The 22,583-nt window shown below is 59.3% G+C and carries 29 protein-coding genes; 19 read left to right on the plus strand and 10 right to left on the minus strand.

Annotated elements, in window-relative coordinates; translation table 11 throughout:
- Positions 1-10: 10 nt before the first annotated feature.
- The 10 genes from ACYQ54_RS07310 (at position 11) to ACYQ54_RS07355 (ending at position 8,881) form a co-directional block, all read left to right on the plus strand.
- Positions 11-565 (plus strand): SoxW family protein, encoded by a 555-nt coding sequence (locus tag ACYQ54_RS07310; RefSeq protein ID WP_460081701.1) that lies wholly within the window; start codon positions 11-13, stop codon positions 563-565.
- 177 nt (positions 566-742) lie between these two features.
- Positions 743-1,222: a sulfur oxidation c-type cytochrome SoxX gene (gene soxX / locus ACYQ54_RS07315; protein WP_460080702.1), complete on the plus strand. Its 480-nt coding sequence runs from the start codon at positions 743-745 to the stop codon at positions 1,220-1,222.
- Between the two features lie 23 nt (positions 1,223-1,245).
- On the plus strand, positions 1,246-1,695 hold the full coding sequence (gene soxY / locus ACYQ54_RS07320) for a thiosulfate oxidation carrier protein SoxY (protein WP_460080703.1): 450 nt from the start codon (positions 1,246-1,248) through the stop codon (positions 1,693-1,695).
- Positions 1,696-1,792: 97 nt separating this feature from the next.
- Entirely contained in the window at positions 1,793-2,119 is a 327-nt protein-coding gene (gene soxZ / locus ACYQ54_RS07325) for a thiosulfate oxidation carrier complex protein SoxZ (protein WP_460080706.1), read from the plus strand.
- Positions 2,120-2,292: 173 nt separating this feature from the next.
- Positions 2,293-3,123 (plus strand): sulfur oxidation c-type cytochrome SoxA, encoded by an 831-nt coding sequence (gene soxA, locus ACYQ54_RS07330; RefSeq protein ID WP_460081704.1) that lies wholly within the window; start codon positions 2,293-2,295, stop codon positions 3,121-3,123.
- Between the two features lie 196 nt (positions 3,124-3,319).
- Positions 3,320-5,014 carry a thiosulfohydrolase SoxB gene (gene soxB, locus ACYQ54_RS07335; protein WP_460080708.1) on the plus strand — a complete coding sequence of 565 codons (1,695 nt, stop codon included), beginning with the start codon at positions 3,320-3,322 and terminating at the stop codon, positions 5,012-5,014.
- 33 nt (positions 5,015-5,047) lie between these two features.
- Positions 5,048-6,322 carry a sulfite dehydrogenase gene (soxC, locus tag ACYQ54_RS07340; protein ID WP_460080709.1) on the plus strand — a complete coding sequence of 425 codons (1,275 nt, stop codon included), beginning with the start codon at positions 5,048-5,050 and terminating at the stop codon, positions 6,320-6,322.
- Positions 6,306-7,427 carry a c-type cytochrome gene (locus tag ACYQ54_RS07345; RefSeq protein ID WP_460080711.1) on the plus strand — a complete coding sequence of 374 codons (1,122 nt, stop codon included), beginning with the start codon at positions 6,306-6,308 and terminating at the stop codon, positions 7,425-7,427. The genes soxC and ACYQ54_RS07345 overlap by 17 nt, the downstream gene beginning before the upstream one ends.
- Positions 7,428-7,514: 87 nt before the next feature.
- Positions 7,515-7,958, plus strand: a complete 444-nt coding sequence (locus ACYQ54_RS07350; protein WP_460080713.1) for a DsrE family protein — start codon at positions 7,515-7,517, stop codon at positions 7,956-7,958.
- A gap of 176 nt (positions 7,959-8,134) precedes the next feature.
- Entirely contained in the window at positions 8,135-8,881 is a 747-nt protein-coding gene (locus tag ACYQ54_RS07355) for a Crp/Fnr family transcriptional regulator (RefSeq protein WP_460080714.1), read from the plus strand.
- Positions 8,882-8,917: 36 nt separating this feature from the next.
- Here ACYQ54_RS07355 and ACYQ54_RS07360 read toward each other — a convergent pair whose 3' ends face one another.
- Complete coding sequence (locus ACYQ54_RS07360) at positions 8,918-9,286, minus strand: response regulator (protein ID WP_460080716.1); 369 nt, start codon at positions 9,284-9,286, stop codon at positions 8,918-8,920.
- A 180-nt stretch (positions 9,287-9,466) separates the two neighbouring features.
- On the opposite strand from ACYQ54_RS07360, the gene ACYQ54_RS07365 reads away from it, so the two are divergent.
- The gene (locus tag ACYQ54_RS07365) at positions 9,467-9,772 is read left to right on the plus strand and encodes a hypothetical protein (protein WP_460080717.1); all 306 of its coding nucleotides are present in this window, start codon (positions 9,467-9,469) and stop codon (positions 9,770-9,772) included.
- A 305-nt stretch (positions 9,773-10,077) separates the two neighbouring features.
- On the opposite strand, the gene ACYQ54_RS07370 is transcribed toward ACYQ54_RS07365, so the two are convergent.
- The 4 genes from ACYQ54_RS07370 to ACYQ54_RS07385 form a co-directional block, all read right to left on the minus strand.
- Positions 10,078-11,199: an AI-2E family transporter gene (locus ACYQ54_RS07370; protein WP_460080718.1), complete on the minus strand. Its 1,122-nt coding sequence runs from the start codon at positions 11,197-11,199 to the stop codon at positions 10,078-10,080.
- 42 nt (positions 11,200-11,241) lie between these two features.
- Complete coding sequence (locus ACYQ54_RS07375; protein ID WP_460080721.1) at positions 11,242-11,670, minus strand: hypothetical protein; 429 nt, start codon at positions 11,668-11,670, stop codon at positions 11,242-11,244.
- Positions 11,670-12,014, minus strand: a complete 345-nt coding sequence (locus tag ACYQ54_RS07380; RefSeq protein ID WP_460080724.1) for an ElaB/YgaM/YqjD family protein — start codon at positions 12,012-12,014, stop codon at positions 11,670-11,672. Before ACYQ54_RS07380 ends, ACYQ54_RS07375 begins: the two co-directional genes overlap by 1 nt.
- Before the next feature lie 198 nt (positions 12,015-12,212).
- Positions 12,213-12,473: a DUF7218 family protein gene (locus ACYQ54_RS07385; protein WP_460080727.1), complete on the minus strand. Its 261-nt coding sequence runs from the start codon at positions 12,471-12,473 to the stop codon at positions 12,213-12,215.
- A gap of 357 nt (positions 12,474-12,830) precedes the next feature.
- Here ACYQ54_RS07385 and ACYQ54_RS07390 point away from each other — a divergent pair, with 357 nt between their 5' ends.
- A complete protein-coding gene (locus ACYQ54_RS07390) occupies positions 12,831-13,346 on the plus strand; it encodes a Dps family protein (RefSeq protein WP_460080729.1) in 516 nt (171 codons plus the stop codon).
- Between the two features lie 92 nt (positions 13,347-13,438).
- Positions 13,439-13,720 carry a hypothetical protein gene (locus ACYQ54_RS07395; protein WP_460080731.1) on the plus strand — a complete coding sequence of 94 codons (282 nt, stop codon included), beginning with the start codon at positions 13,439-13,441 and terminating at the stop codon, positions 13,718-13,720.
- A 70-nt stretch (positions 13,721-13,790) separates the two neighbouring features.
- On the opposite strand, the gene ACYQ54_RS07400 is transcribed toward ACYQ54_RS07395, so the two are convergent.
- Positions 13,791-15,593, minus strand: coding sequence for a sensor histidine kinase (locus ACYQ54_RS07400; protein ID WP_460080733.1), 1,803 nt, complete (start codon positions 15,591-15,593; stop codon positions 13,791-13,793).
- Between the two features lie 181 nt (positions 15,594-15,774).
- Here ACYQ54_RS07400 and ACYQ54_RS07405 point away from each other — a divergent pair, with 181 nt between their 5' ends.
- Positions 15,775-15,972: a CsbD family protein gene (locus ACYQ54_RS07405; protein WP_460080735.1), complete on the plus strand. Its 198-nt coding sequence runs from the start codon at positions 15,775-15,777 to the stop codon at positions 15,970-15,972.
- A gap of 157 nt (positions 15,973-16,129) precedes the next feature.
- Here the strand turns inward: ACYQ54_RS07405 and ACYQ54_RS07410 are convergent, their stop codons facing one another.
- The gene (locus ACYQ54_RS07410; protein WP_460081707.1) at positions 16,130-16,930 is read right to left on the minus strand and encodes a response regulator; all 801 of its coding nucleotides are present in this window, start codon (positions 16,928-16,930) and stop codon (positions 16,130-16,132) included.
- 186 nt (positions 16,931-17,116) lie between these two features.
- Here ACYQ54_RS07410 and ACYQ54_RS07415 point away from each other — a divergent pair, with 186 nt between their 5' ends.
- The 3 genes from ACYQ54_RS07415 (at position 17,117) to ACYQ54_RS07425 (ending at position 19,346) form a co-directional block, all read left to right on the plus strand.
- Positions 17,117-17,323 carry a NepR family anti-sigma factor gene (locus tag ACYQ54_RS07415; protein ID WP_460080736.1) on the plus strand — a complete coding sequence of 69 codons (207 nt, stop codon included), beginning with the start codon at positions 17,117-17,119 and terminating at the stop codon, positions 17,321-17,323.
- Positions 17,320-17,874 (plus strand): sigma-70 family RNA polymerase sigma factor, encoded by a 555-nt coding sequence (locus tag ACYQ54_RS07420; RefSeq protein ID WP_460080738.1) that lies wholly within the window; start codon positions 17,320-17,322, stop codon positions 17,872-17,874. Before ACYQ54_RS07415 ends, ACYQ54_RS07420 begins: the two co-directional genes overlap by 4 nt.
- A gap of 161 nt (positions 17,875-18,035) precedes the next feature.
- Positions 18,036-19,346 carry a DUF2254 domain-containing protein gene (locus tag ACYQ54_RS07425; protein ID WP_460080740.1) on the plus strand — a complete coding sequence of 437 codons (1,311 nt, stop codon included), beginning with the start codon at positions 18,036-18,038 and terminating at the stop codon, positions 19,344-19,346.
- A gap of 139 nt (positions 19,347-19,485) precedes the next feature.
- Here ACYQ54_RS07425 and ACYQ54_RS07430 read toward each other — a convergent pair whose 3' ends face one another.
- Complete coding sequence (locus ACYQ54_RS07430) at positions 19,486-19,656, minus strand: DUF1328 domain-containing protein (RefSeq protein ID WP_006937216.1); 171 nt, start codon at positions 19,654-19,656, stop codon at positions 19,486-19,488.
- 158 nt (positions 19,657-19,814) lie between these two features.
- Between ACYQ54_RS07430 and ACYQ54_RS07435 the strand changes: the two genes are divergently transcribed.
- Positions 19,815-20,000 carry a PLD nuclease N-terminal domain-containing protein gene (locus ACYQ54_RS07435; RefSeq protein ID WP_460080743.1) on the plus strand — a complete coding sequence of 62 codons (186 nt, stop codon included), beginning with the start codon at positions 19,815-19,817 and terminating at the stop codon, positions 19,998-20,000.
- Positions 20,001-20,127: 127 nt separating this feature from the next.
- Complete coding sequence (locus ACYQ54_RS07440; protein WP_460080745.1) at positions 20,128-21,057, plus strand: PRC-barrel domain-containing protein; 930 nt, start codon at positions 20,128-20,130, stop codon at positions 21,055-21,057.
- A gap of 280 nt (positions 21,058-21,337) precedes the next feature.
- Here ACYQ54_RS07440 and ACYQ54_RS07445 read toward each other — a convergent pair whose 3' ends face one another.
- Positions 21,338-21,925, minus strand: a complete 588-nt coding sequence (locus tag ACYQ54_RS07445) for an exopolysaccharide biosynthesis protein (protein WP_460080748.1) — start codon at positions 21,923-21,925, stop codon at positions 21,338-21,340.
- A gap of 121 nt (positions 21,926-22,046) precedes the next feature.
- Positions 22,047-22,532, minus strand: a complete 486-nt coding sequence (locus ACYQ54_RS07450; protein WP_460080749.1) for a DUF992 domain-containing protein — start codon at positions 22,530-22,532, stop codon at positions 22,047-22,049.
- Between the last annotated feature and the right edge of the window lie 51 nt (positions 22,533-22,583).

The raw sequence follows: 22,583 nt of genomic DNA on the forward strand, positions 1-22,583 counted from the left end.
AGTCGAGCTCATGGTGGCCCTGACCACGACAGCGCTCGCCGCAACGCTCGGCGACGACGGCCTGCACAAGCAGCCCTGGTTCACCGTGACCTTCCGCGACATCGGCGAAGACATTGAAACCGCAGCCGGCGAAGGCAAGCGGCTGGCAATCATTTTCGAGCAACGCGGCTGTATCTATTGCCGCCAGATGCACGAAAAGATCCTCTCCGATCCGGAGGTGTCCGACTACATCAAAGAGAACTTCATGGTCGTGCAATACAACATGTTCGGCGATGAGGAAGTGATCGATCTGGACGGTGAGGAACTGACCGAAAAGACCGCCGCCCGCAAATGGGGCTACGTCTTCACCCCGACGATCGTGTTTCTGCCGGAAGAAGTTCCGAGCGAGGGAACCGTGTCGGAAGTAGCCGTTGCAACCATGCCCGGCGCCTTCGGCAAGTGGACTTTCCTGAACATGTTCCAGTGGGTTCGGGAAAAAGGCTATGAGGGGGATGAGCATTTCCAGAAGTATCATGCCCGCATAATCAACGAGTTGCGCGAGAAAGGACGCCTCGACGCGGAATAGGGAGCACGAATAAAACAGGTTTATGCCGCATACGGCAAAAGGCCTATTGCATAACATATGCAAAAAATCATATCTTTTAATATGAGGAGGACAGGCAGGCTGGGGAATCGGACCTGCCGCAGGAACGCAAACGGCACCACAGCCGGGCGTTCCGCACTGAGGAGGAAAGCCGACACAATGTTCAAGGGCGCGACACATTTGAGCCTGCCGGCGGTCTTTGCCGGCCTAGCCGTCTTGGCCGCTTCCGCAGCAACCGCCGGAACGGTTGCCCCGGACAGCGTTCCCATCGTCGATATGGAACTGTCCCAATCCCTGACAGGCGTTCAGGGAGACCCGCTGGCCGGGCGCGAAGCTTTCGCCGACCGCAAGAAGGGCAATTGCCTGGCTTGCCATGCCAATGCCGATCTCAGCGCACAGCTGTTCCACGGCGAAGTCGGCCCCGTCCTGGACGGCGCAGCCGACCGCTGGAGCGAGGCGCAACTGCGCGCCATCGTGGTCAACAGCAAGGACGTCTTCGGTGACCAGACCATCATGCCCGGTTTCTACACCCTGAAGGTGGGCATCAACGTCGACGAGGAATTCGCCGGCAAAACCATCCTGTCAGCGCAAGAGGTAGAGGACGTCGTCGCCTATCTCATGACGCTGAAAGAGAATTGATCTCGGGTTTCAAGGAGCAAGAGATGAGCTTTACAAGACGCCAGGTGTTTGGACTGACGATAGGAACCGCCGCGTTCGTGGCTGCCGGATCGCGGGTATCCTTCGCCGCAACCGACCAGACCGAAGAGGCCATCAAGGCCTTCACCGGCGGTGCCGACCCCAAGGAGGGCACAGTGTCCCTCGACACGCCGGAAATCGCAGAGAACGGCAACACGGTGCCGGTCGGCGTCTCCGTCGACAGCCCGATGACGGCAGACAGCTTTGTTGAATCCGTCCTCATTCTCGCCGACGGCAACCCCAACCCGGCCGTTGCGACGTTCCACTTCACCGCCATGAGCGGGGCTGCCGAAGCCAAGACACGGATCCGGCTGGCCAAGACGCAGAACGTCATCGCTGTCGCGAAGATGAACGACGGCTCCACCTTCATCGACCGCAAGGAAGTGAAAGTCACCATCGGCGGCTGCGGCGGCTGATCCGCCGGACAGACGCGGCTTGGCCGCAGGACCGGCACCGGCGTTCAGCCGCACTGCCGCCCGGCAAGCAGATCAGGGATACGAAGGAACTAAAGTCATGGCAGAACCGAAACCGCGCGTGAAAGTGCCCAAGAAGGCAGCTGCGGGAGAAGTCATCACCATCAAGACGCTCATCAGCCACCCGATGGAATCCGGTCAGCGCAAGGACAAGCAGGGCAACCTGGTGCCGCGCAAGATCATCAACAAGTTCACCTGCGAGTTCAACGGACAGGTGGTGTTTTCCTGCGACATGGACCCGGCCGTTTCGGCGAACCCCTACATGGAGTTCAACGCCAAGGTGAACGAGTCCGGAACGTTCAAGTTCACCTGGGTTGACGACGACGGCAGCGTCTACGAGACCGAGAACAAGATCACTGTTGAATAGGTGGCAACCCAGGATCGGCGGCTGTGACATCGGAAACGATTGAACAGCCGGACGCTGATTGCTTCGAGAGTGTTGGAACATCTCATCTGCCGTCATTCGACGACAGGATGTTCCAGGGACCGCTCAAATCGGGAGGAGACGATTTGGCCAATAGAACGAAACGCATAGCCACCATGTTCGCAGTAATGATGGTCGGCACAAGCGCTAGCCTGGCCGGGGGGCCGGTTGACGATAAGCTCGTTATCGACGGTGAAATGGAAATCAACACCCGGGTTCCGGCACCGGAAGGACACCCTTTCGATGAACTGATTTCCGGCTGGCATTACCGGACGCCCGAGACCCGTGACCTTGAAGCCGACAGCTTCCAGAACCCGGGCATGCTCTATGTCGAACGCGGTGAGGAAATCTGGAACACGGTGGACGGCGAAGCAGGAAAATCCTGTGCGTCCTGCCACGAGGACGCCGAAAGCTTCCTCAAGGGTCTTGGTGCCAGCTATCCCAAGTGGAATGAGGATGCCGGCAAGCCGTTCAACATCGAGCTGCAGATCAACCAGTGCCGCGAACAGAACATGCAGGCCAAGCCCTACAAGTTCGACGCCGACGATCAGAAGGCCCTGACAACCTACATCAAGCACCAGTCGCTCGGCATGCCGATGCACGTCGACCTGAGCGAGGGCGAGATGCAGGACTGGTGGGAAAAAGGCAAGGAACTCTACTACACCCGCACGGGTCAGTTGAACCTGGCCTGCGCCACCTGTCACGAAAACTACAACGGCAACTACATCCGGGCCGATCACCTCAGCCAGGGCAACGTCAATGGCTTCCCGACCTACCGGCTGAAGCAGAGCGCGATGGTGTCCCTGCACAACCGCTTCCGTGGCTGTATTCGCGATACGCGGGCAGCTTTCCCGGCAGCCTTCTCCGACGAGCTGATGGCTCTGGAGGTCTATGTGACCTGGCGCGGCACGGGGCTCGACATCGAAACCCCGGCGGTTCGCCAATAGGCTGACCGTTCAACTTCCGGCGCGGTCACAGCCGCCGCGCCGGTTTCTTTTCCGGCCCGGCGACTGGCGGAAAGAACAGGGCTGAAAAAATCTTTGTCCCGAACGTGGGATGACCGGGGTGCACGGCATGGCCGCGCATCAACGGGAAAACTGTGCAACCGGCCGGGAGACGGCCGTTGGTTTGGAGTAACCGAGGATGTTCTCAAGACGTGAGTTCCTGATGGCGGCAACCGCGACAAGTGCCTTGCTGGGATCTGGCATGGCGGGATCGTGGTCGCGGCTGATGGCACAGCAAGCCCTCACCGAGGACCAGCTCCTGGGGATGGAGCCGAAAGGCAAGCTCACGCTGGTGCATATCACCGACATCCACGCCCAGCTGAAGCCCATCTACTTCCGCGAACCGTCCATCAACCTGGGCATTGGCGACGTCAACGGCAAACCGCCCCATGTGACCGGCGCCGATTTCCTGAAGCTCTACAACATCCAGCCCGGCTCTCCGGATGCCTACGCACTGACCTCCGAGGACTTCGTCTCCCTGGCCAGGAGCTACGGCAAGATGGGCGGCATGGACAGGGTCGCCACCGTCATCAAGCGCATTCGCGCCGAACGTGGCGCCGACAATGTCCTTCTCCTGGATGGCGGCGACACCTGGCAGGGCAGCTACACATCGAACGAAACCCAGGGCGAAGACATGATCACGATCATGAATTCGCTGGAGCCGGATGCCATGACCGGCCACTGGGAATTCACCTACGGCACCGACCGGGTCCAGGAAGTCATCGACAGCCTGCCCTTCTCCTTCCTCGGCTCCAACATCTACGACAACGAGTGGGACGAACCAGCTTTCGAAGCGTGGAAGATGTTCGAGCGCGGCGGCACCAAGGTCGCCGTCATTGGCCAGGCCTTCCCCTATACGCCGATTGCCAATCCCCGCTGGATGATCCCGGGATGGTCTTTCGGCATCCGCGAGGAAGACATTGCCAAACACGTTGGCGAAGCGCGCGACGAAGGCGCTGAAATCGTGGTGCTGTTGTCGCACAACGGCTTTGACGTTGACCGCAAGCTGGCGTCGCGTGTCGACGGCATCGACGTCATTCTGACGGGGCACACCCACGACGCCCTGCCCGAGCCGGTCATCGTCAACAACACGCTGGTGATCGCCTCCGGCTCCAACGGCAAATTCGTTTCCCGGGTCGATCTCGACGTCCAGGACGGCAAACTGGCAGGCTATGGCTACCGCCTGATCCCGATCTTCTCCGACGTGATCACCCCGGACGCGGACATGGCAGCGCTGATCGATGAGGTCCGCGCGCCGTACGAAGCGGATCTCGCCCGCGTTGTCGGCAAGACCGAGAGCCTTCTCTACAGGCGCGGTAACTTCAACGGCACCTTCGACGATCTGATCTGCCAGGCGCTGCTAAGCGAACGCGACGCCGAGATTGCCCTGTCGCCCGGCTTCCGTTGGGGGACATCGGTTCTGCCGGGCCAGGACATCACCTTCGAGGACGTCCACAACGCCTGCGCCATGACCTATCCGGCGGCCTACCGCTCGCCGATGACCGGTCAGATGCTGAAGGACATTCTGGAAGACGTCGGCGACAACCTCTTCAACAAGGACCCCTACTACCAGCAGGGCGGCGACATGGTCCGCGTGGGGGGCATGGGCTACACCATCGACCCCAACAAGGACATCGGCGAGCGCATTTCGGGCATGACCCTGCTTGCCACCGGCGAGCCCATCGAACCGGCCAGGGAATATGTCGTTGCCGGCTGGGCTTCGGTCAACGAGGGCACCGAAGGCCCACCCATCGCCGAAGTCGTCGAAGCCTACCTCACCAGCAATCCCGTGGTCAGCCTGCCGGACAACCAGTCCGTCAAGCTGGCAGGATGATGCCATTTCTTCAGAGATCCTGAGGACACGATCATGACTGACAAAACCAACTCCAAGACGCCCGGCTTGTCCAGGCGCTCCCTCCTGAAAGCAGGGTTCGCAGCGGGCGCCGTTGCAGGCACCGCAGGCGCCGCGCGCGCGGCAGGTGATCCGCTGATCACCGAGATTCAGGACTGGAACCGCTATCTCGGCGACGGTGTTCAGGCGCGCCCCTATGGCGTGCCGTCGGAATTCGAGGCCCATGTGGTTCGCCGCGACGTGGAGTGGCTGACCGCCTCCACCGAAAGTTCTGTCAACTTCACACCCCTTCATGAGCTGGACGGCATCATCACGCCCAACGGCTTGTGTTTCGAGCGTCACCACGGCGGCATTGCCGAGATAAACCCGGCCGATCACCGGCTGATGATCAACGGTCTCGTCGACACGCCGCTGGTCTTCACCATGGAAGACCTGAAGCGCTTCCCGCGCGAGAACAGGGTCTACTTCCTGGAATGCGCCGCCAACTCCGGTATGGAATGGCGCGGCTCCCAGCTCAACGGCTGCCAGTACACTCACGGCATGGTTCACTGCGTGATGTACACCGGCGTTCCGCTGAAGCTGATCCTGGAAGAGGCCGGTCTCAAGACCAACGCCAAATGGGTGATGCCGGAAGGTGCCGATGCCTCGGCCATGACCCGGTCCATCCCGATGGAAAAGGCCCTCGACGACTGCCTGGTCGCCTTCAAGATGAACGGCGAAGCCCTGCGCCCCGAACAGGGCTATCCGTTGCGCCTGGTCGTCCCCGGTTGGGAAGGCAACATGTGGGTGAAATGGCTGCGCCGGATCGAGGTCGGCGACGAACCCTGGCACCAGCGCGAGGAAACGTCCAAATACACGGACCTTCTGGAAAACGGCAAGGCCCGCCGCTTCACCTGGGTGATGGATCCCAAATCCGTCATTACCTCGCCGAGCCCGCAGGCTCCGATCAGTCACGGCAAGGGACCGATGGTTATCTCGGGCGTCGCCTGGTCCGGCAATGGACGGATCAAGCGGGTGGATGTCTCGCTTGATGGTGGCCGGAACTGGAAGACGGCCCGCCTCGACGGCCCAAGTCTATCGAAGGCCATGCACCGCTTTTATCTCGACATCGACTGGGACGGTTCGGACCTGCTGCTCCAGTCCCGCGCGATGGACGAGCACGGCTTCTTCCAGCCGACCAAGAACGAGCTGCGTGCCGCCCGCGGCGAAAACTCGATCTACCACAACAACGGCATCCAGACCTGGTATGTCAAAGCAGACGGAACGGTGGAAAATGTCGAAGTTTCTTAAAGCCCTCAGCCTTGGAACCGTGATCGCCACCCTGCCCCTGCTTGCCGCAACGGCTCAGGCGGGAGACGCAGAAAAGGGTGAGAAGGTCTTCAAGAAATGCGCGGCCTGCCACGCGGTAGGGGAAGGCGCAAAGCACAAGGTCGGACCGGAACTGAACGACGTTTTCGGCCGCACGGCCGGCTCGCTCGAGGACTACAAGTATTCCAGGGCGATGATCGAAGCCGGTGATGGAGGCCTCGTCTGGGACGAGGCGACGCTGACGACCTATCTGACCAAGCCCAAGGACATGGTCAAGGGCACCAAGATGGCCTTTGCCGGACTGAAGAAGCAGGACGATCTGGACAACGTGATTGCCTATCTGGCCTCCTTCTCCAGCGGCGCCGCTCCGGCTGACCAGCAAGACGCCGCAGAGGCGGCTGCCGAAGAGACGGAAACCACCAGCGCCGACACGGCTGCGGAAGCCCCGGCCGCCCCGGTGTCCGAAACCCGTGATGGCGGTGTCTTCGGTCTGGGCCGCGTGGCGACGGACGACGAGGTTGCAGCCTGGGACATCGACATTCGCCCCGACGGCACCGGCCTGCCGGAAGGCTCAGGCACGGTGGCCGATGGCGAAGTGCTGTTCACCGAGAACTGCGCGGTCTGTCACGGCGACTTCGGTGAAGGCGTCGGCCGCTGGCCGGTTCTGGCGGGCGGCCAGGACACGCTCACCGAGGAACGTCCGGAAAAGACGATCGGTTCCTACTGGCCGTATCTGTCCACGGTCTACGACTACGTCCGCCGTGCCATGCCATATGGCAACGCGCGCTCTCTGTCGGATGACGACGTCTACGCACTGACGGCCTATCTCCTTTATCTGAACGACATTGTCGAGGACGAGGACTTCGAATTGTCGAAAGACAACTTCCTGGAGACCCGCCTTCCCAACGAGGAAAACTTCATAGCTGATGATCGTGCCGAAGAGCCGCATTATGCCGCCAAGGCCGACCCCTGCATGAGCAACTGCAAGGACAGCGCAGTCGAGATCACCATGCGTGCCCGTATTCTCGACGTGACCCCCGGTTCCGTCGACGATGACGAGGCCTCGGGCATGGGAGGCGTCGACTGACATCGTTTTGCGGCAACGGCCCGTGAAAGAAAGGCCGCCCGCGCAAGGCCGCCGCAGGATATCCTGCGGCGATAGGAGGAGGAAACGATGGGAATGTTTTCAAGACTGGCAGTGGCCGCTTCAGCCCTGCTGATGCTTGCCTCTGCCGCACTCGCGGAAGACGGCGTCCACAAGCTTGCCCTGCAGATCAGCGACAATGATCCGCAGAAGATGAACACCGTTCTGAACGTCGCCGCCAACGTTGCCCGGCACTACTCCGAAATGGGCGAGGAATCCGACATCAAGATCATTGCCTTCAATGCAGGCCTGCACATGTTCCGGGCGGATACCTCTCCCGTGTCGGACCGCATGAAATCCTTCGTGCAAAGCATGCCGAATGTCGCTTTCGAAGCCTGTGACAACACCCGTCAGGCCATGGCCAAGAAAGAAGGCAAGGACATCGAATTGCTGGAAGGTGTCGAGGTCGTTTCGGCCGGGGCCGTCGCTCTGATGGAGCTGAACGAAGACGGCTACACCATTCTGCGCCCCTAAGGTCCGGCAGATTTCCACGCGGACGGGAGCCCCGTCCGCGCGGTTTCAGACATTTCATTGCATCTTGGCCCAGGCCGTCAAGCTGCCGGGGTTGCTTTCCCGCAAGCTTCTGCCTCAAATGGGAACCTGCGGCTGTTCAAAGCGTTTTGATCAATTGCAATGGAGATGCCATTTGAATGACCGAAACCGACCCGTTTCAAACCAATTGTCAAACCTGCCCGCTGAGACGCAAGACCATTTTCCGTGCCCTGGACGACAAGGAACTGGATTTCATTTCGGATTTCAAGACCGGTGAACTGACCGTCGAAGCCGGGGCGACGATCGTTCAGGAAGAAAACAAGAGCCCTCACCTCTATACCATTCTGGACGGCTGGGCCTTTCGTCACAAGGTTCTGGCTGACGGCAGGCGCCAGGTGTTGAACTTTGCCCTGCCGGGCGATCTCGTTGGTCTGCAGCTTGCTGTCCTGAACGAGATGCAGCACACCGTGACGGCCCTTACCGACACCACCTTGTGTGTCTTTCAGCGTGACCGGGTCTGGTCCATGTTCAAGGACTACCCCACCCTCGCCTATTCAATGACCTGGATTGCAGCCCGCGAGGAGCAGATACTGGACGGGCACATTATCAGCCTCGGTCAGCGCACCGCTCTGGAGCGGCTTGCCTATCTCATCCTTCATCTCTACGAACGTGGCGAGGCCATCGGCTATGCCAGCAACCAGGCGCTCGACGCACCGTTTTCCCAAAGCCATCTGTCCGACGCGCTCGGCATCACGCCGGTTCACACCAGCCGAACGCTTCGAAAGTTGCAGGAGAAAGGGCTGATCAACTGGACCAGAGACCGGATCCGGATCCTGGACAGGGACGCGCTGGAAAAAATCGCGTCTTACGAAAGCATGGGCGATCATTGCCGACCGCTCATCTGAGAGCGGCACGCCCCTTTGACTGGGTACGATCCAGGGTCAGATGAGGGCGTCGATCTGGGCTTTTGTATAGGGCTTGCTCAAGATGGCCTGCCCTTCGAAAACCGTGGGAAGCGAACCGAGGTCGCTGTAGCCACTGGCGAAGATGAACTTCGTCCCCTTTTCCAGAAGCTGTTTGGCAACCGCCAGACTGGTGTCGTCACCTATCTTCACATCCAGAATGACGAAGCTGAACAGGTGCGCGGCCAGTGTCTCCGCCGCCTCGGAAAGGTTCGCAAGCGTCTGCACCGGCGAGAACCCGAGTTCTTCCAGCATCATCTGCGTGTCGAGCGCAATGATCGGGTTGTCTTCGACAACCAAAGCAGGCCCGCGCGACACCGGCGCGGTGATGTGGGATTCCGTTGTCACGAAGGTTCTCATGGTCAGACTGTTTGACTGGCTGCAAGATGACACGAAATCAATCGCCCTGCATTAACATAAGTTATCGGCCTGACGGATTTTCCACTTTGACCTCATAGCCTTCAGCTACTCCGTAAAAGCGTGAAACCTTTTCTTTACTCGGGCGTTTACAGGCTGGAGGTAGACATCATGTTCTTGCATCGAAAACGCATCCCGACCAACGCCCCCGCGGCAATTGCCATTGCCGCTGTCGTGGCATCCTGCCTGACACTGGCGGAACCCATGTTTTCCAATGAAGCGGACGCTGAAACCGCTAACACAAACATCGCGACCGCACCGGCGGAAGTTGAGCAGAAGGCCGCTCCCAAGGGTGACCTCAAGGTTGAACTTGCCGACGTGCATGGCCGTCCGATGCGCTGTGTGTCCGGCATTCGCGTGACCACCTGTACCGGCTGGCCGATTTCCCACGGCATGCTGGCCTATCATACCGAGTAATGAGTTCATGAAGCATAATCGTTGAAAAGCCGCCATTTCCTGGCGGCTTTTATTTTGTCTGTACCAATGAGCCCTTGTGAAGTGCGCAGCACGAGCGGGGACATGGCAGACCTGAAACGGATGGGCAGGATGGCTTCCTCGGCAACCTCTGGCGACGCCGGCTTCACTCACGTCTCACCTTCTGCATGACATGACAGGCAAGTCCTTTCGCGAAGTGCTGGCAAGGCGCAATGTTTCTTGTAGCCCCGCACGCGCCCAGGAATGCCCCCCGGAGAACCCGTCCTCTGGGGTTTGCTGGCGCTCGCTCAGGGGCTGGCCTCGGTGTCAGACGGCTCAGCCTTGTCCTCGTGGGAAGGCTCATTCATGATCTCGAGCACCGTCCCGACAACCAGCAGCAAGGGCACGGCGACAAAACCGCCCACCGGTCCCCATAACCAGATCCAGAAAGCGATGGCCAGGAACACTGCAAAGGGATTCAATGTCATGGTCCGCCCGAGAACCGTCGGCGTGACAAACTGCGCTTCGATCAGGTTGAGTACCAGATAGGCCAGCGGCGGCGTCAGGATCGCCAGCGGTGTGTTGCCGGTCGCAAGGCCGATGGCACTCATCACCAGCACCATGATCGCCGGCCCCAGATAAACAACATAATTCAGCACACCGGCCAGCATGCCCCACAGCAGCGGCGACGGCACACCGAGTACCCACATGGTCAGGGCCACCGCCACACCGAGTGCCGCGTTGATGACGCTGATCGAGATCAGATAGGTGGACAGCCGCTCTTCTATGGTGCGGAACGCGGTCACGGTGGACCGGCGGCTTTCGCTGTCCGGCGACAGCTGCAGCGCGGCCCGGCGCAAATGCGGACGCGTCAAAAGAAAGAAATAGAGGCTGGCCAGAAACAGGATCACCTGGGCCACGAAGGCCGGTGCGAAATAGAAGACGCTTTCGACCGCGGAATTGTCGTCCACGCTGACCTGCATGCCCCCCTTCTGGCCCATGGCGCTGCGCAGGTCTTCCTGCAAGCTTGCAAGTGAGGAAAAGAACCCCTGCCAGCTGATCAACTGCGCTTGCAGGCGCGACCAGATAAGCGGCAGCCTGTCCAGCCAGTCCGAGAGCGGCACGACGAAGGCCGCCCCCGCAGTCAGGATCAGCGCGACAAAGACCAGCACCATGCCCCCCGCGGACAGCCAGGGCGGGACCCCCATGCGGGCCAGGCGTTCCATTGGCGGGGTGAAGATGGTGCCGACGACGATCGACAGGCAGACGGGTGCAAAAACCACCTGGGCAATATCCAGGGCCGCGATCACCGCGATGGTACACAGAATGACCAGCGAGATGCGAACAACCGGATCCGAGTTGAGCGTCTGGGCCACAGCCAGAGGGGATACAAGTCTGGTCGTGGCGGGTGGGTCTGGCTGCGCTGTCATCAATTTATGCTCCGGTGGCCGGCAACAAGGCGCGACTTGGGGTTAGCCGCGCTCGTCGTCGCCTCGTGCCTGCGCAGCCAGAAAAGCCAGACCACCCAATGCGACGGTGATCATCAGCCCTTTGGACTTGGTGAGCTGCGGCAGAACGGAAAGGGCGGCAGCGAGTGTCAATCGCTGCGCCGCCTGATGATGCGCTTTGCGCTTGCGGTCCTTGTGCTTCAGAAAGCTGAGCACCGCCACAAACACCAGTCCCGTTACGGCCATGACGACGGCAATCAGCAGCGCCGCCACTGCCGGGCCGAAGATCGGCGCCAGAAAAGCGCCGGCAGCCACAACCCCGGCCGCGTAAGCCGTCGCGAAACAAACCGCTGCAATACCGCTCAACACGGCATTGCGTTTGGCACGGTGAACCATGCCATTAAGGTCTCGCGAAACGGCCCCGAAGGCCATTGGAAGGGCGCGCAGGAGCATTAGCGGCGCACCAGCGCTGCAATCAGGAAGCCGATACCGGCAGCGATGCCGATCGACTGCAGCGGACGGCGGCGCACTTCTGCGACGAAAGCGCGTTCGTAGGTCTGCAATTCTGCCGAAAGATCGTTCAGGGCATTCTGGGACAATTTGGTCAGGTCCTCGCCTGCCGCAGCGGCCTTGGCCTTGTATTCATCCGTCTTGCCGGAACCGTATTTTTTCAGCGTACCAGCCAGGGAAGCGATATCGCCGCGAATGCGTTCGATGTTTTCCTCGATCTCGCGGGCGCTTACAGTGTCATTGGCAGGATTGGCAGCCGTTGCCGTGGCAGATTTCGCTGTTGCCATGGTCTCACTCCTGTTCTCAATTGCATGCGGCCCCGGTTACAGGCGGTGCGCAATGCGTGAATGGGATCAAGCCCGGAAACCGGGCGCTTGGACACCGCGCTATTGAATGTCGCGGTCTGGCCTGTAAACGGCCTGGAGCCCATTTGGTTCCAGCCAATGTGGCTGGAATTGTTGCCAGACATCATATCTGGCCTGTGATCAGCCGCGCAGAGCCTCGATCAGGTCGTCCTTGTTCATCTTGGATCTGCCGTGGATGTCCAGCTCTTGCGCCCGCTCGTACAGCGCATCTCTGGTCCAGGTCTCATAGGGCGCGGCCTTGCCGCCTTTCCGTGACGGCGACTGGCGATCATTCGCCTGGGCATTGGAAATCCGCGCCGCCTTTTCCTTGCTGTAGCCCTTGTCGCGCAGGGCGTCGTAGGTGTCTTCCTTCTTGATGCTGGAGCTGGAACTGGAAGCCATGCCTCTTTCCTTTCACTTGCTGTTCCGGACTTGCCGAAAACAATCTCAAAGGAAAACGCGAGCCTGCGCGGAAAGGTTCCAATAACCTTCCCATAATCAAGCGATTCTAATGGAATTCAGCAAGATCAATTAAAATGAAAAACGAGACCTGGCACGCAGGCTGATGAAATTGCTCGATCAATATTATTGAAATAATTCGAAGTCACATTTTCCATACTGTCAATAATCGAAATTTTGTCAAAAACATGGAACTGAGTCGGACCTGAAGACTTTTCCTAGCGAACATCCGGGACGCGCCCCTGTCGGTTGCGGTCCTGGAACTGACATCGCCAACCGACAGCACGAAAGGAAAGAACAATGTCGACATCTCAGGTTCTGAACATCGAAACGCCGAAAGTCGACCCGATCAAGACGGGTGTTCCTGCCGAGGTGCGCGAACAGCTGGCGAAGCATCTCTCGGTCATTCTGGCCGAAACCTACATGCTCACGGTGAAATCGCACCTGTATCACTGGAACGTCGTCGGGCCGCTGTTCAAGTCGATCCATGACCTTACCGAAGAGCACTACGAGAACCTTTTTGCCGCGACGGACGATCTGGCCGAACGTATCCGTGCCCTGGGCCACAGGGCTCCGGTCAACGTCGACGAAGGCAAGCTCAACCTGACCGTCAGCCTGCCGGCCGGCGGCATGCCGAATGCCTTCGAGATGATCGAGGATCTGGTACACAGCCATGAAATGATCGCGGCCGAAATGCGAGACATGGCAGCCTATGCCGGTGACAATGGTGACCCGGTGACGGAAGACCTCCTGACCCAGCGCATCACGTTCCACGACAAGGCGGCCTGGATGCTGAGGGCTGTCATTACCGAGTAACCGGCACCTGCCGGAAACCCGGGTGGCAAACCCCAGGTAACTTGCAAGACGACGAAGGACCGTCTGCCGCAAGACGGCAGACGGTCCTTCGCATGAGCACGACCCCATTGTTCCAACAGTACGAGACCATGATCAGCGTACCCAAACGATTTGCCGGGTTCCGAACTGCCGCAAGCGTTCTGGAAGATCGGTCGTTGTCGCTAGAACAGAAGCGGACGGCACTGCTGGCCTGGCGGGCCACCTTGCGCAAGGCACCGCAGACAGGGGCTGAGGACGGCCGATCCCCAGCCGAGCTGATCGAGGAAATCGATGAGGCACTGAAGTCCCTGAAGGCTCTCCGGCGCGAGAAGACCGCGCACGGAAAATCGTCCTGAGCGCAGCTTCCCGCCAGGGGAACTGAATCGCCCGTCCGGGTCGTCGTTCTGCCCCGGACGGCAAGGCCGGTTAAAGACCGGTTTGCCTTGCCGGGAATTCGATCACGCAGCGGACGCCTTCCGGCGCAAATTCGATGGTAACCTCGCCGTCGAGAGCGGGCCCGACCAGCCGCTCCAGAAGCATCCGCCCGAAGCCGTTGCGCTTCGGTGGAACCACTTCCGGACCACCGCTTTCCTTCCAGATCAAACGGATCTTGCCGTTTTCCGTGGTCCACGACACCGACAATTTACCTCCAAGCACTGACAAGGCCCCGTATTTGGCGGCATTGGTCGTCAGTTCGTGCAGGGCAAGGCCAAGGTTCTGAGCCGCGTCCGCGGTGATCGAATGCGGATCGCCCTTGATGTCGATCTGCGGACTTCCCGGGTCGATGGACTGCGCAAGATGCGCCAGCACGAGCTCCTTCAGATCCGCGCCATACCAGGACTGGGACACCAGAAGATCGTGGCTGGCAGCCATCGCCTGAAGCCTGGCGGCGAAACTCTCGACGAAATCCTCCGTATTGTCCGAGCGTGCCGCCGTCTGGCGGGCCATCGCCTGAATGACTGCAAGCAGGTTCTTGGACCGGTGCGTCAGCTCCCGCATGACCAGATGCATTTGCCGCTCGTTTTCCCGCTTGTGTGTCAGGTCGACGGAAATGCCGATCAGGCCGGCGATCCGGCCATCCTTGTCGCGCGAGGCCTCCATGCGCATGTTGTAACTGCGATTGACCCCTTTCATGTCCATGTCGAACTCGATCACCGCGCTTTCGCCGGTCTCGAGAACCTTCTTTTTCACCGGAATGAGCTTCAGCTGATCCTCCTCCGGAAACAGCTCCGCGTCGCTTTTGCCGATAAAGAAATCCGGCTTGAACCCGGGCGACGGATTGATGACATGCGTGTACTTCAGGTCCAGATCCTGCTCGAACACGGTGGTGAGCGAACCGTCGAGTGCCTTTTCGAAGCGCCGATTGGCCTCCGCAAGCTGACTGGCCAGTGAGGCTAGCCGGATTTCATAAAGGTTCTTCTCGGTCATATCGATCGCGGTGCACAGCACACCGTCGATTTGACCATCTCCGTCCCGTGTCGGATGCACGATCAGATCCAGGGAGATCGTTCCCGTCTCTTCGCTGTCGAGCGCAAAATAGGTGGATGCTGTCTCACCTGTCGCCATCACCTGGCGCTTGACCGGCTCCAGTTCCGCCGCGGTCTCTTCCGGCAGAAGGTCCTTGTCGCCGCAACCGATCATGTCTTCGGCGTTCTTGCCGAACCGCGGATTGTGGATCCAGGTGTAGCGCAGATCCTTGTCCTGGGTGAAAACGGAAATGTTGGATCCGGTCAGGGCGGTTTCGAACCGCTCGTTGATACGCTTGACCTCCTGACGCGATCTGCCGACCTTGTTGGAAAGCTGAAGGTTTTCAGCTTTCAGCAGATCGTTGGCCTCCTCCAGATCCTGCAGCGAGGGGATGGCGAGCAACATCGGCCGCAACCGCCATACGACGACAGCGGTCGCCACCGAGATAAGTGCGGTGACCAGCTTGATCAGACCTTGTGCGCCGTACACCGGCCACCAGAGTGTTGCCAGGGTCGTCAGATGGGTCAAGGCGCAGGCCAGGATGAAAGCGATGAACAGATAGCCGATCTTCCGGGAATTGCCTTGAATGTCCGGCCGCTTGCGCAAAAAATCAAGGATCATCAGGGGGATGGCGATATAGGCGAGCGCGATCAGGGCATCCGAGATCGCATGCATGGCCACAAGGTCCGGGCGCCAGAGCAGGCAGTATCCATGCGGCATGAACGAGGCCGCACCAAAAAGATAGGTCACGATTTCAGACATTTCGGTTTTGCTCCGTCATCCGGGCATATGAACTTGCGCGGCGGTTCCGCATCGAGGAAGCCCCTCCCGCATGCCGGTACACCAGGTCACGTCCGAAGCTGGCACCAACCGCAATTCATTCGGAACCATCGAGAGCAGAACCCGTTTTCCCTGTGCCATCAGGACAAGGAGAAAACGACCGATGAATTGGGACCGAATTGAAGGAAACTGGAAAGAATTCAAAGGTAAGGCCATCGCCCAATGGGGCAAGCTGACCGACGACGAAGTTGACCGGGTTGCCGGCCGCCGGACCGAACTGACAGGCCTGATCCAGCAGAAATACGGCAAGACCCGCGAAGAAGCCGAGCGCGAAATCGACACCTGGATGGCGCGGCACTGAAGGTGGAGGGCGGGCCCGGCCCGCCTCTCCCTTCCGGCACTATTCGTTTTGTCTGCGCGCACGCAGGGACGTCTGCCCAAAAAGACATCTGGCTCCGTTCGCGAAGAACGAAGGCAAGGTGGCACGCCCCCTGTGCTCATCGTATGACCGCTACCCGTCAGGCAGCGGCAACCTCTTCCGCGCCTTTGAAGAACAGCGCCTGGCTGATCCCCGCCTTCACCGTGTTCGGGTTGAACGGCTTGGTGATCAGGAATGTCGGCTCCGGACGCTCGCCCGTCAGCAGACGTTCGGGGAAGGACGTGATGAAGATCACCGGCACGGCCATTTCGGCAAGGATTTCCTTGACCGCGTCGATGCCTGACGAGCCGTCGGCAAGCTGGATATCGGCGAGAACCAGCCCGGGGGTCTGTGCCTTGGCCGCAGCGATGGCGTCGCTCGCCGTCCGGGCCACGCTGGTAACACCATGACCAAGGGATTCCACAATCTGGATCAGATCCATGGAAATAAGCGGCTCGTCCTCGATAATCAGCACATCCGTCTTGGTCTGCCGGTCGATTTCCGCGATCGCATCCTGGATCAGCGTGGTCACATCTTCCTCGCTGCGCTGAATGATAAGCGCGGTTTCGGGAAGGGAGAAACCCTCCAGCGTGGACAGCAACAAGGTCTGCCGGCTTTCCGGCGCCATTGTCGCAAGCCGCTGCTGCGCGGTCTGCTCGAAGATGGAAACAGTCCCGTCATGAGCGGCGGGCGGAACGACGCTTGCGTTCCAAAGAACATGGAAAAGCCGGTAAAGACCGATCTTCACACCATGAGATGTGTCGATGATGGTCTGATCTGCCACCAGCGCCTGCAGGCAAGCCCTGACATAGGCGTCGCCACTTTTCTGACTTCCCGCCAAAGCTCTTGCATATCTGCGCAGATACGGCAGGAGCGGCGCGATTTCTTCGGAAAGGCTCACGGACATAAATTAGTTCCTCAATAAGTTGCCGCCTGAAAGCGGCCGAAGGGCCCGCATCAAGCGCACCCGTAACTCGGAAATGCATTCGACAAAAAAAAGTTCCATACTCGAGGAACTTTTTTTTCGCCGCTGCGTTTACGTCCCAAATCAGCCTACCGTCTCAGACGCGAAAATCGGGAATCTGCCATGGCAAGCAAACTTAACCCAAGTCGGCCAAACGCCGGATTTGGAGTCATTACACCGGCCGCCGGAGCCAAGTCCAAAGAAGACTGGATCGGCAACCAGCTCAAGAAAGTCTACGACGAGGCCCTATCCGAAGACATACCCGACGACATGCTGGATCTGTTGTCAGCATTGGATGGCAGAGGTTCTGACGAGGAGGCCGCCGAATGAACGTCGCAAAGTTCAAACAGGACCTGGTCGCCGCTATTCCGCGATTGCGCGCCTTTGCCAGGTCGATCAGTGGTGACCGCGACCGTGCGGACGATCTGGTCCAGGAAACCCTGGCAAAGGCGATTGCCAACAAGGACAAATTCACCGAGGGCACAAATCTCACCGCCTGGCTGATTACCATTCTCCGCAACCAGTATTATTCCGTCGGCCGCAAGATGCAGCGCGAGGTCGCGGACCCTGACGGCGAACATGCCGCCAGCCTGGAGAGCAAGCCGCAACAGGCCGGTCATCTGGAACTGAAGGATTTCCTGAGCGCCCTTCAGGTTCTCCCCGACGACCAGCGTGAAGCCCTGATCCTGATCGGTGCCAGCGGCTTTTCCTACGAGGAAGCCGCCGATATTCTCGGCGTGAAGGTCGGCACGGTCAAAAGCCGCGTCTCCCGTGCACGTCTGCGCCTGGAAGACCTCATGAACGGGACCGAAAAATTCGAACGGTCCGAAATCGCCGCCGCCGAATCCGTCTCCCTGATCCGGGACGCTCTGTCCGTCTGATCATTTTCGACAACACCAGACCTTCCGCCTGTGCGTCTGCCTTGCAGACCGGCGCAAGCTTCCGGTGCGGGCAGGCAAACCGGGTAAGGTGGGAGACTTCTAATAATGACTTGCAGGGTTCCATCACCGGTGGAACCCTGCCGGTTTGAGGGGGAGCAGTCATGGATCTGGCCTATCGGGAAAACGCCCGCGAACAAGCCCTTGTCCGCCTCGCCAAGGGCTTTCTGTTCATCCCCATCTGCATCACCCTTCTGGGGGCTGCCCTCGCCTTTGCGGCCTTTCTCATCGACGACCTGGAACTGTTGACCGGGGTTTTCGACTTCTTCGGCTACAAGTCCATCAGCATAGACGGTGCCCGCTCGGTCCTGTCGACCATCGCCGGGGCCATGATGTCGGTCATCAGCCTGGTCTACTCGTTGACGCTGGTCGTCTTCACACTTGCCGCCGGCAATATTTCCGCGCGTCTTCTGGAAACCTTCGCCAGCAACCGCACGACACAGATCACCATCGGCCTCCTGGGCGCGACCTTTCTTTATTCGATGCTCGTCCTCTTCGGCGTTGACGAAAGCGAGGACCTTCGGTTTTCCGTCATCCTGTCCATCATTCTTGCCGCCAGCAGTTTTTTCTGGCTGGTCTATTTCGTCAACGACGTGGCCGGACGGATCCGGGTGGATGCAGAAATCGGCCGCATTCACGCCTCGCTCCGGTCCTCCATCGACCAGCTCCTGGCGAACGAACCGCGTGAAAAACCGCGCGACGAAGACGAGATCCCCGACCTGCCGGTCCAGGTCTTCAAGGCCAAGCAAAGCGGCTATATTACCTTCATCGACAGCGACCGGCTGGTTGAGATCGCCAAGACCCTTGATGGTTTCATCGAAGTTTCGGTCAGCCCCGGCACCTATGTCATCGAAGGCATGCCGATTGCAAAAATCCGAACGCGCACCGACGAGCCGGATCTGCACCCCATCCGCGCGACCTTCCACATCGAAAAGGCCCGGGCACCAGAGGGAGACATCCAGTTTTCGGTTCACCTGATGGTGGAAATCGCCCTGCGCGCGCTATCGCCCGGAGTCAACGACAGCTACACCGCCATCAGTGCCATCGATCACCTGTCGGCCTCCGTTGCACGGATCCTCCAGCGCGGCGCACCCAGTTCCCTGATCAGCGATGAAGACGACACCCCTCGCCTCTGGCTGACGATTATCGAAGTGCATGATCTTGTGGATACGGCGATCGGCCCGCTTCGGCAGGCGGCAAGAGGCAACATCCTGGTTTTGGACCATCTCATCAGTGCTCTGGAGAAAGCCGCCCTGGTGTGCCGGACGGAGCATCTGCCGCTTGTTGCCAATCAGCTTTTCAACATCGCCCAGGACGCGGTCTTCTCGATCGAAAGCCGGCCGGACCGGCGGCAGATCGCCCGTCGGCTTTGGGCGGCCCGAAACACGCTGCGTCAGCAAGGTGGCACCTGCTAGTCAGGCCCTGGGGCGCAACCGGTGCATTTCAGAAGTTTGAAAAGTGGAAATCTTGCGGAACCCGAGGTTTCGCATGGCCGCTGAAAGGCTGGAAGGAAGGCACAAAAAAGGGCGCCGAAGCGCCCGTTTTGTTTTTGCGTCAGACCCTGCGGCCTCTGATGGCATGTGCGACTGCCGAAATGAGGAACAGCGCAATGGCGACAAAGAAGATCAGTTTTGCGATGCCGACTGCCGTGCCGGCGATACCACCAAAACCAAGTACGGCCGCAACAATGGCAACCACCAAGAACAACAATGCCCAGGAAAGCATAGCAACCTCCGATATTTGAGATACGGAGATAAAACGCGCCAATTTCAAAATCGTTCCAAATATTTTTTCAGTTTATCATCTCGGTTTTAAGTCCGCGCCTGGGAACCTTCTTCCAGCCTGACCGTTTCCATCACAGTTATCTTAATCGGAGATCTGTCATGGAATATGGAATTGTCGGCCTATTGATCCTCATTCTGGACGTCTACGCGATCATTCAGGTTTTCGGGAGCGGCTCCTCGACCGGTGCGAAACTCCTCTGGGTTCTGGGCATCCTGATATTCCCGGTCGTCGGTTTCATCGTCTGGCTGCTGGCCGGACCGAAAAGTTCCGGCAAACTGGCTTGACCATTCACGCCACGGATGTGCGCCACCAGGCGCGCTCCCGTGGCGTTTCTTTTTGGAACTTCCCGAAAAGTCAATCATTTACCCAGTGCAACTTCAACTTTTCAAACCATGAAAAGGAGATTCTGAAATGCTTCGCCATCTACTCGCCACCACCGCACTCGTTGCCGCCATTTCCACGGCGGCTTTCGCCGGTGAGACCGCTGCGATGAAAGACGGCGGTCAGGCCGGTGCAACTGACGACACCGGCGTCTTCGAATTCGAACTCCACACACTTTCCCCGGATGCAACCACGGGCATCCTTGCGACCAACATGGTCGGCAAACCGATCATGACCAGCAAGACCAGTGAGGGTGAAGAAATCGGCGATATCAACGACGTCGTCTTCAGCCGCGACGGCAGCGTGCGTGCGGTGATCGTCGGTGTCGGCGGCTTCCTTGGTATTGGCGAAAAGGAAGTCGCCCTCGACTTCTCACGCCTCAACTTCGTGGCCGGAAACAACAATCGGCTTATCGTCGTCAGCGACGTGTCGCGCAAGGAGCTGGAAGATGCGACCGCATACGAGCGCCCGGAGTACATTCCGCACTGGATGACGGCGGAAGGCGCCCGCGAACAGATGGACAAGGCCGCAGAAAAAGCCAAGACCACCTATCAGGTCGTTCGCGAGGAAGCCATCGATCCGGCCAGGCAGAAGCTTGACGAGGCCATGACCGAGAGTTGGACTGCTGAAAAGACCGAGGTCGACGCGGCCAGCGTGTCCACCGATGATCTGATCGATTCCACGGTCTACACCAGCGAGGACACCGACATTGGTGAAGTTGCCGAGGTGCTGATCGGCAAGGACGGCAAGGCACAGGCGGTTGTCATCGACGTTGGCGGGTTCCTTGGCTTCAATGCAAAGCCGGTCGCCGTTTCCTACAACAGCCTGAAGATGTTCGAAACGGAGAACGGCGACCTTCTGGTCACAGCCCCCTTCACCAAGGAACAGCTCGAAAATGCGCAGACCTATGAGCCTGCCACTTACAAGTCCAACCCGGATGCGGTTTTGCTGAAAGGCTGAATGGCAGTCAGGGAGATGTAAAAACGGGTCGCTTCGGCGGCCCGTTTTTTGTGTCGGGCTGCAGGAAATGCTCTGTCAAAGAGATTGAAACCGCTTGAAGGTGGAGAGGCATTCTTCAAGGCGGAGAGAACGCAGGAAAACCGGCTCATTTTGAAGCTGCTATTTTCGTTGCAGGGGCGACTGGCCGGTCCAGCCCCCTCCTCCTCCTCTCCCCGCAGCCTGTCACGAGAAGATTTTTCCAGTCTCAGACAGGTGCTCAGACCAGTGCTCAGACCAGTGCTCAGGCAAACCAGTAAACGACGGTGGCAATCGCAGCCAATGCCACGATCAGGCCCACCAGCGTAACAACGCCGTCTCGCACCAGAAGTCCGAGGCTCAGCAACAGGATTGCCGAGCCGGGCAAGGCGACAGCGAAGGGCAGCAGGGTGGCGGGATAGACGAGAAGAGACAGGACAATGCAAAAGGCCGCGACGATCCGGCTCGCTGTCTCCCCGGCAAACTGGGACAGCCGCTGACCGAGGTAACGGTCGGCACGCTCGGCATAGGGGGTCAGCGTGTCGATGGTCGACTTCACCTTCTGTTCGGGAAGACCGCGATTGCGCACGAAAGCCGGCAACCAGATCGAGGTTCGGCCAAGAACGAGCTGGCCCGCCACCAGAAGTGTCAAGGTTGTGAGAACGATTGGGACGCCTGGTATGGCCCCGATGGGAGAAATCATTATGAGGGCCGGCAGAAACAGCAAGGGGCCCGCCGCACGGCTGCCGGACGCCTTCAACAGGGAGCCGACATCGGCGCGGCCTTCCTCTTCGATTTCGTCTTCCCAGTTGGTGAGAACTCCTTTGATTGTCTTCGCCTGACCGGACGCCATCCAGGTTCTCCTCCAGTTTGGATTGTCTTTTGATGTGCAGTGGCTTGTCCGGTCACACCGGCAGCCGAAAAAGCAAAAAGGGTCGGCAATGCCGACCCTTTTTGACGCTATGTCATGTTGATCACTTGATTGCTTCCAGCGACAGCCGGCTCACACCAAGGGTAATATTCGTGCCCGTCTGGCTTTCGACACTCAGCGGGTTCAGCGCAATCGACTTGTCGAACCCGCCGACAAGGGCGTTGGCCTTCACGCCCGCACCCAGGCTGGCACCCGCGGTCACGCCGGCGTATTCACCTTCAAGAGCGCCAACCTCCAGATCGGCAGTCGGGGCGACGACGCCCCAGATCAGTGTGGCCGAGTCGGTTGTTCCGATATCAAGGCCGTATTCGCTCACGGTCGCCGTATAGTAGCTGGCAGCGCCGCCACCGGCCCGGTCGAAGGTACAATTCATGACCGTCTTGGAACCGACGATGAAATTGGTTTCCTCCTCGGTAACACAGGTCAGTTTTCCGACCTCAACGCCAGCAGGCTTGTCCTGAGCCATCACAGGGGTTGCCAGAAGTGTGGCACCTGTCAGCATCAAGGCGAGTTTGGTAAACCGTTTCATCAATGTCTCCTTCGTGTATGTGCCTTCCGGAATGCTCCGGTCCGCCTTCAC

The sequence above is a fragment of the Roseibium sp. LAB1 genome (assembly GCF_054658235.1).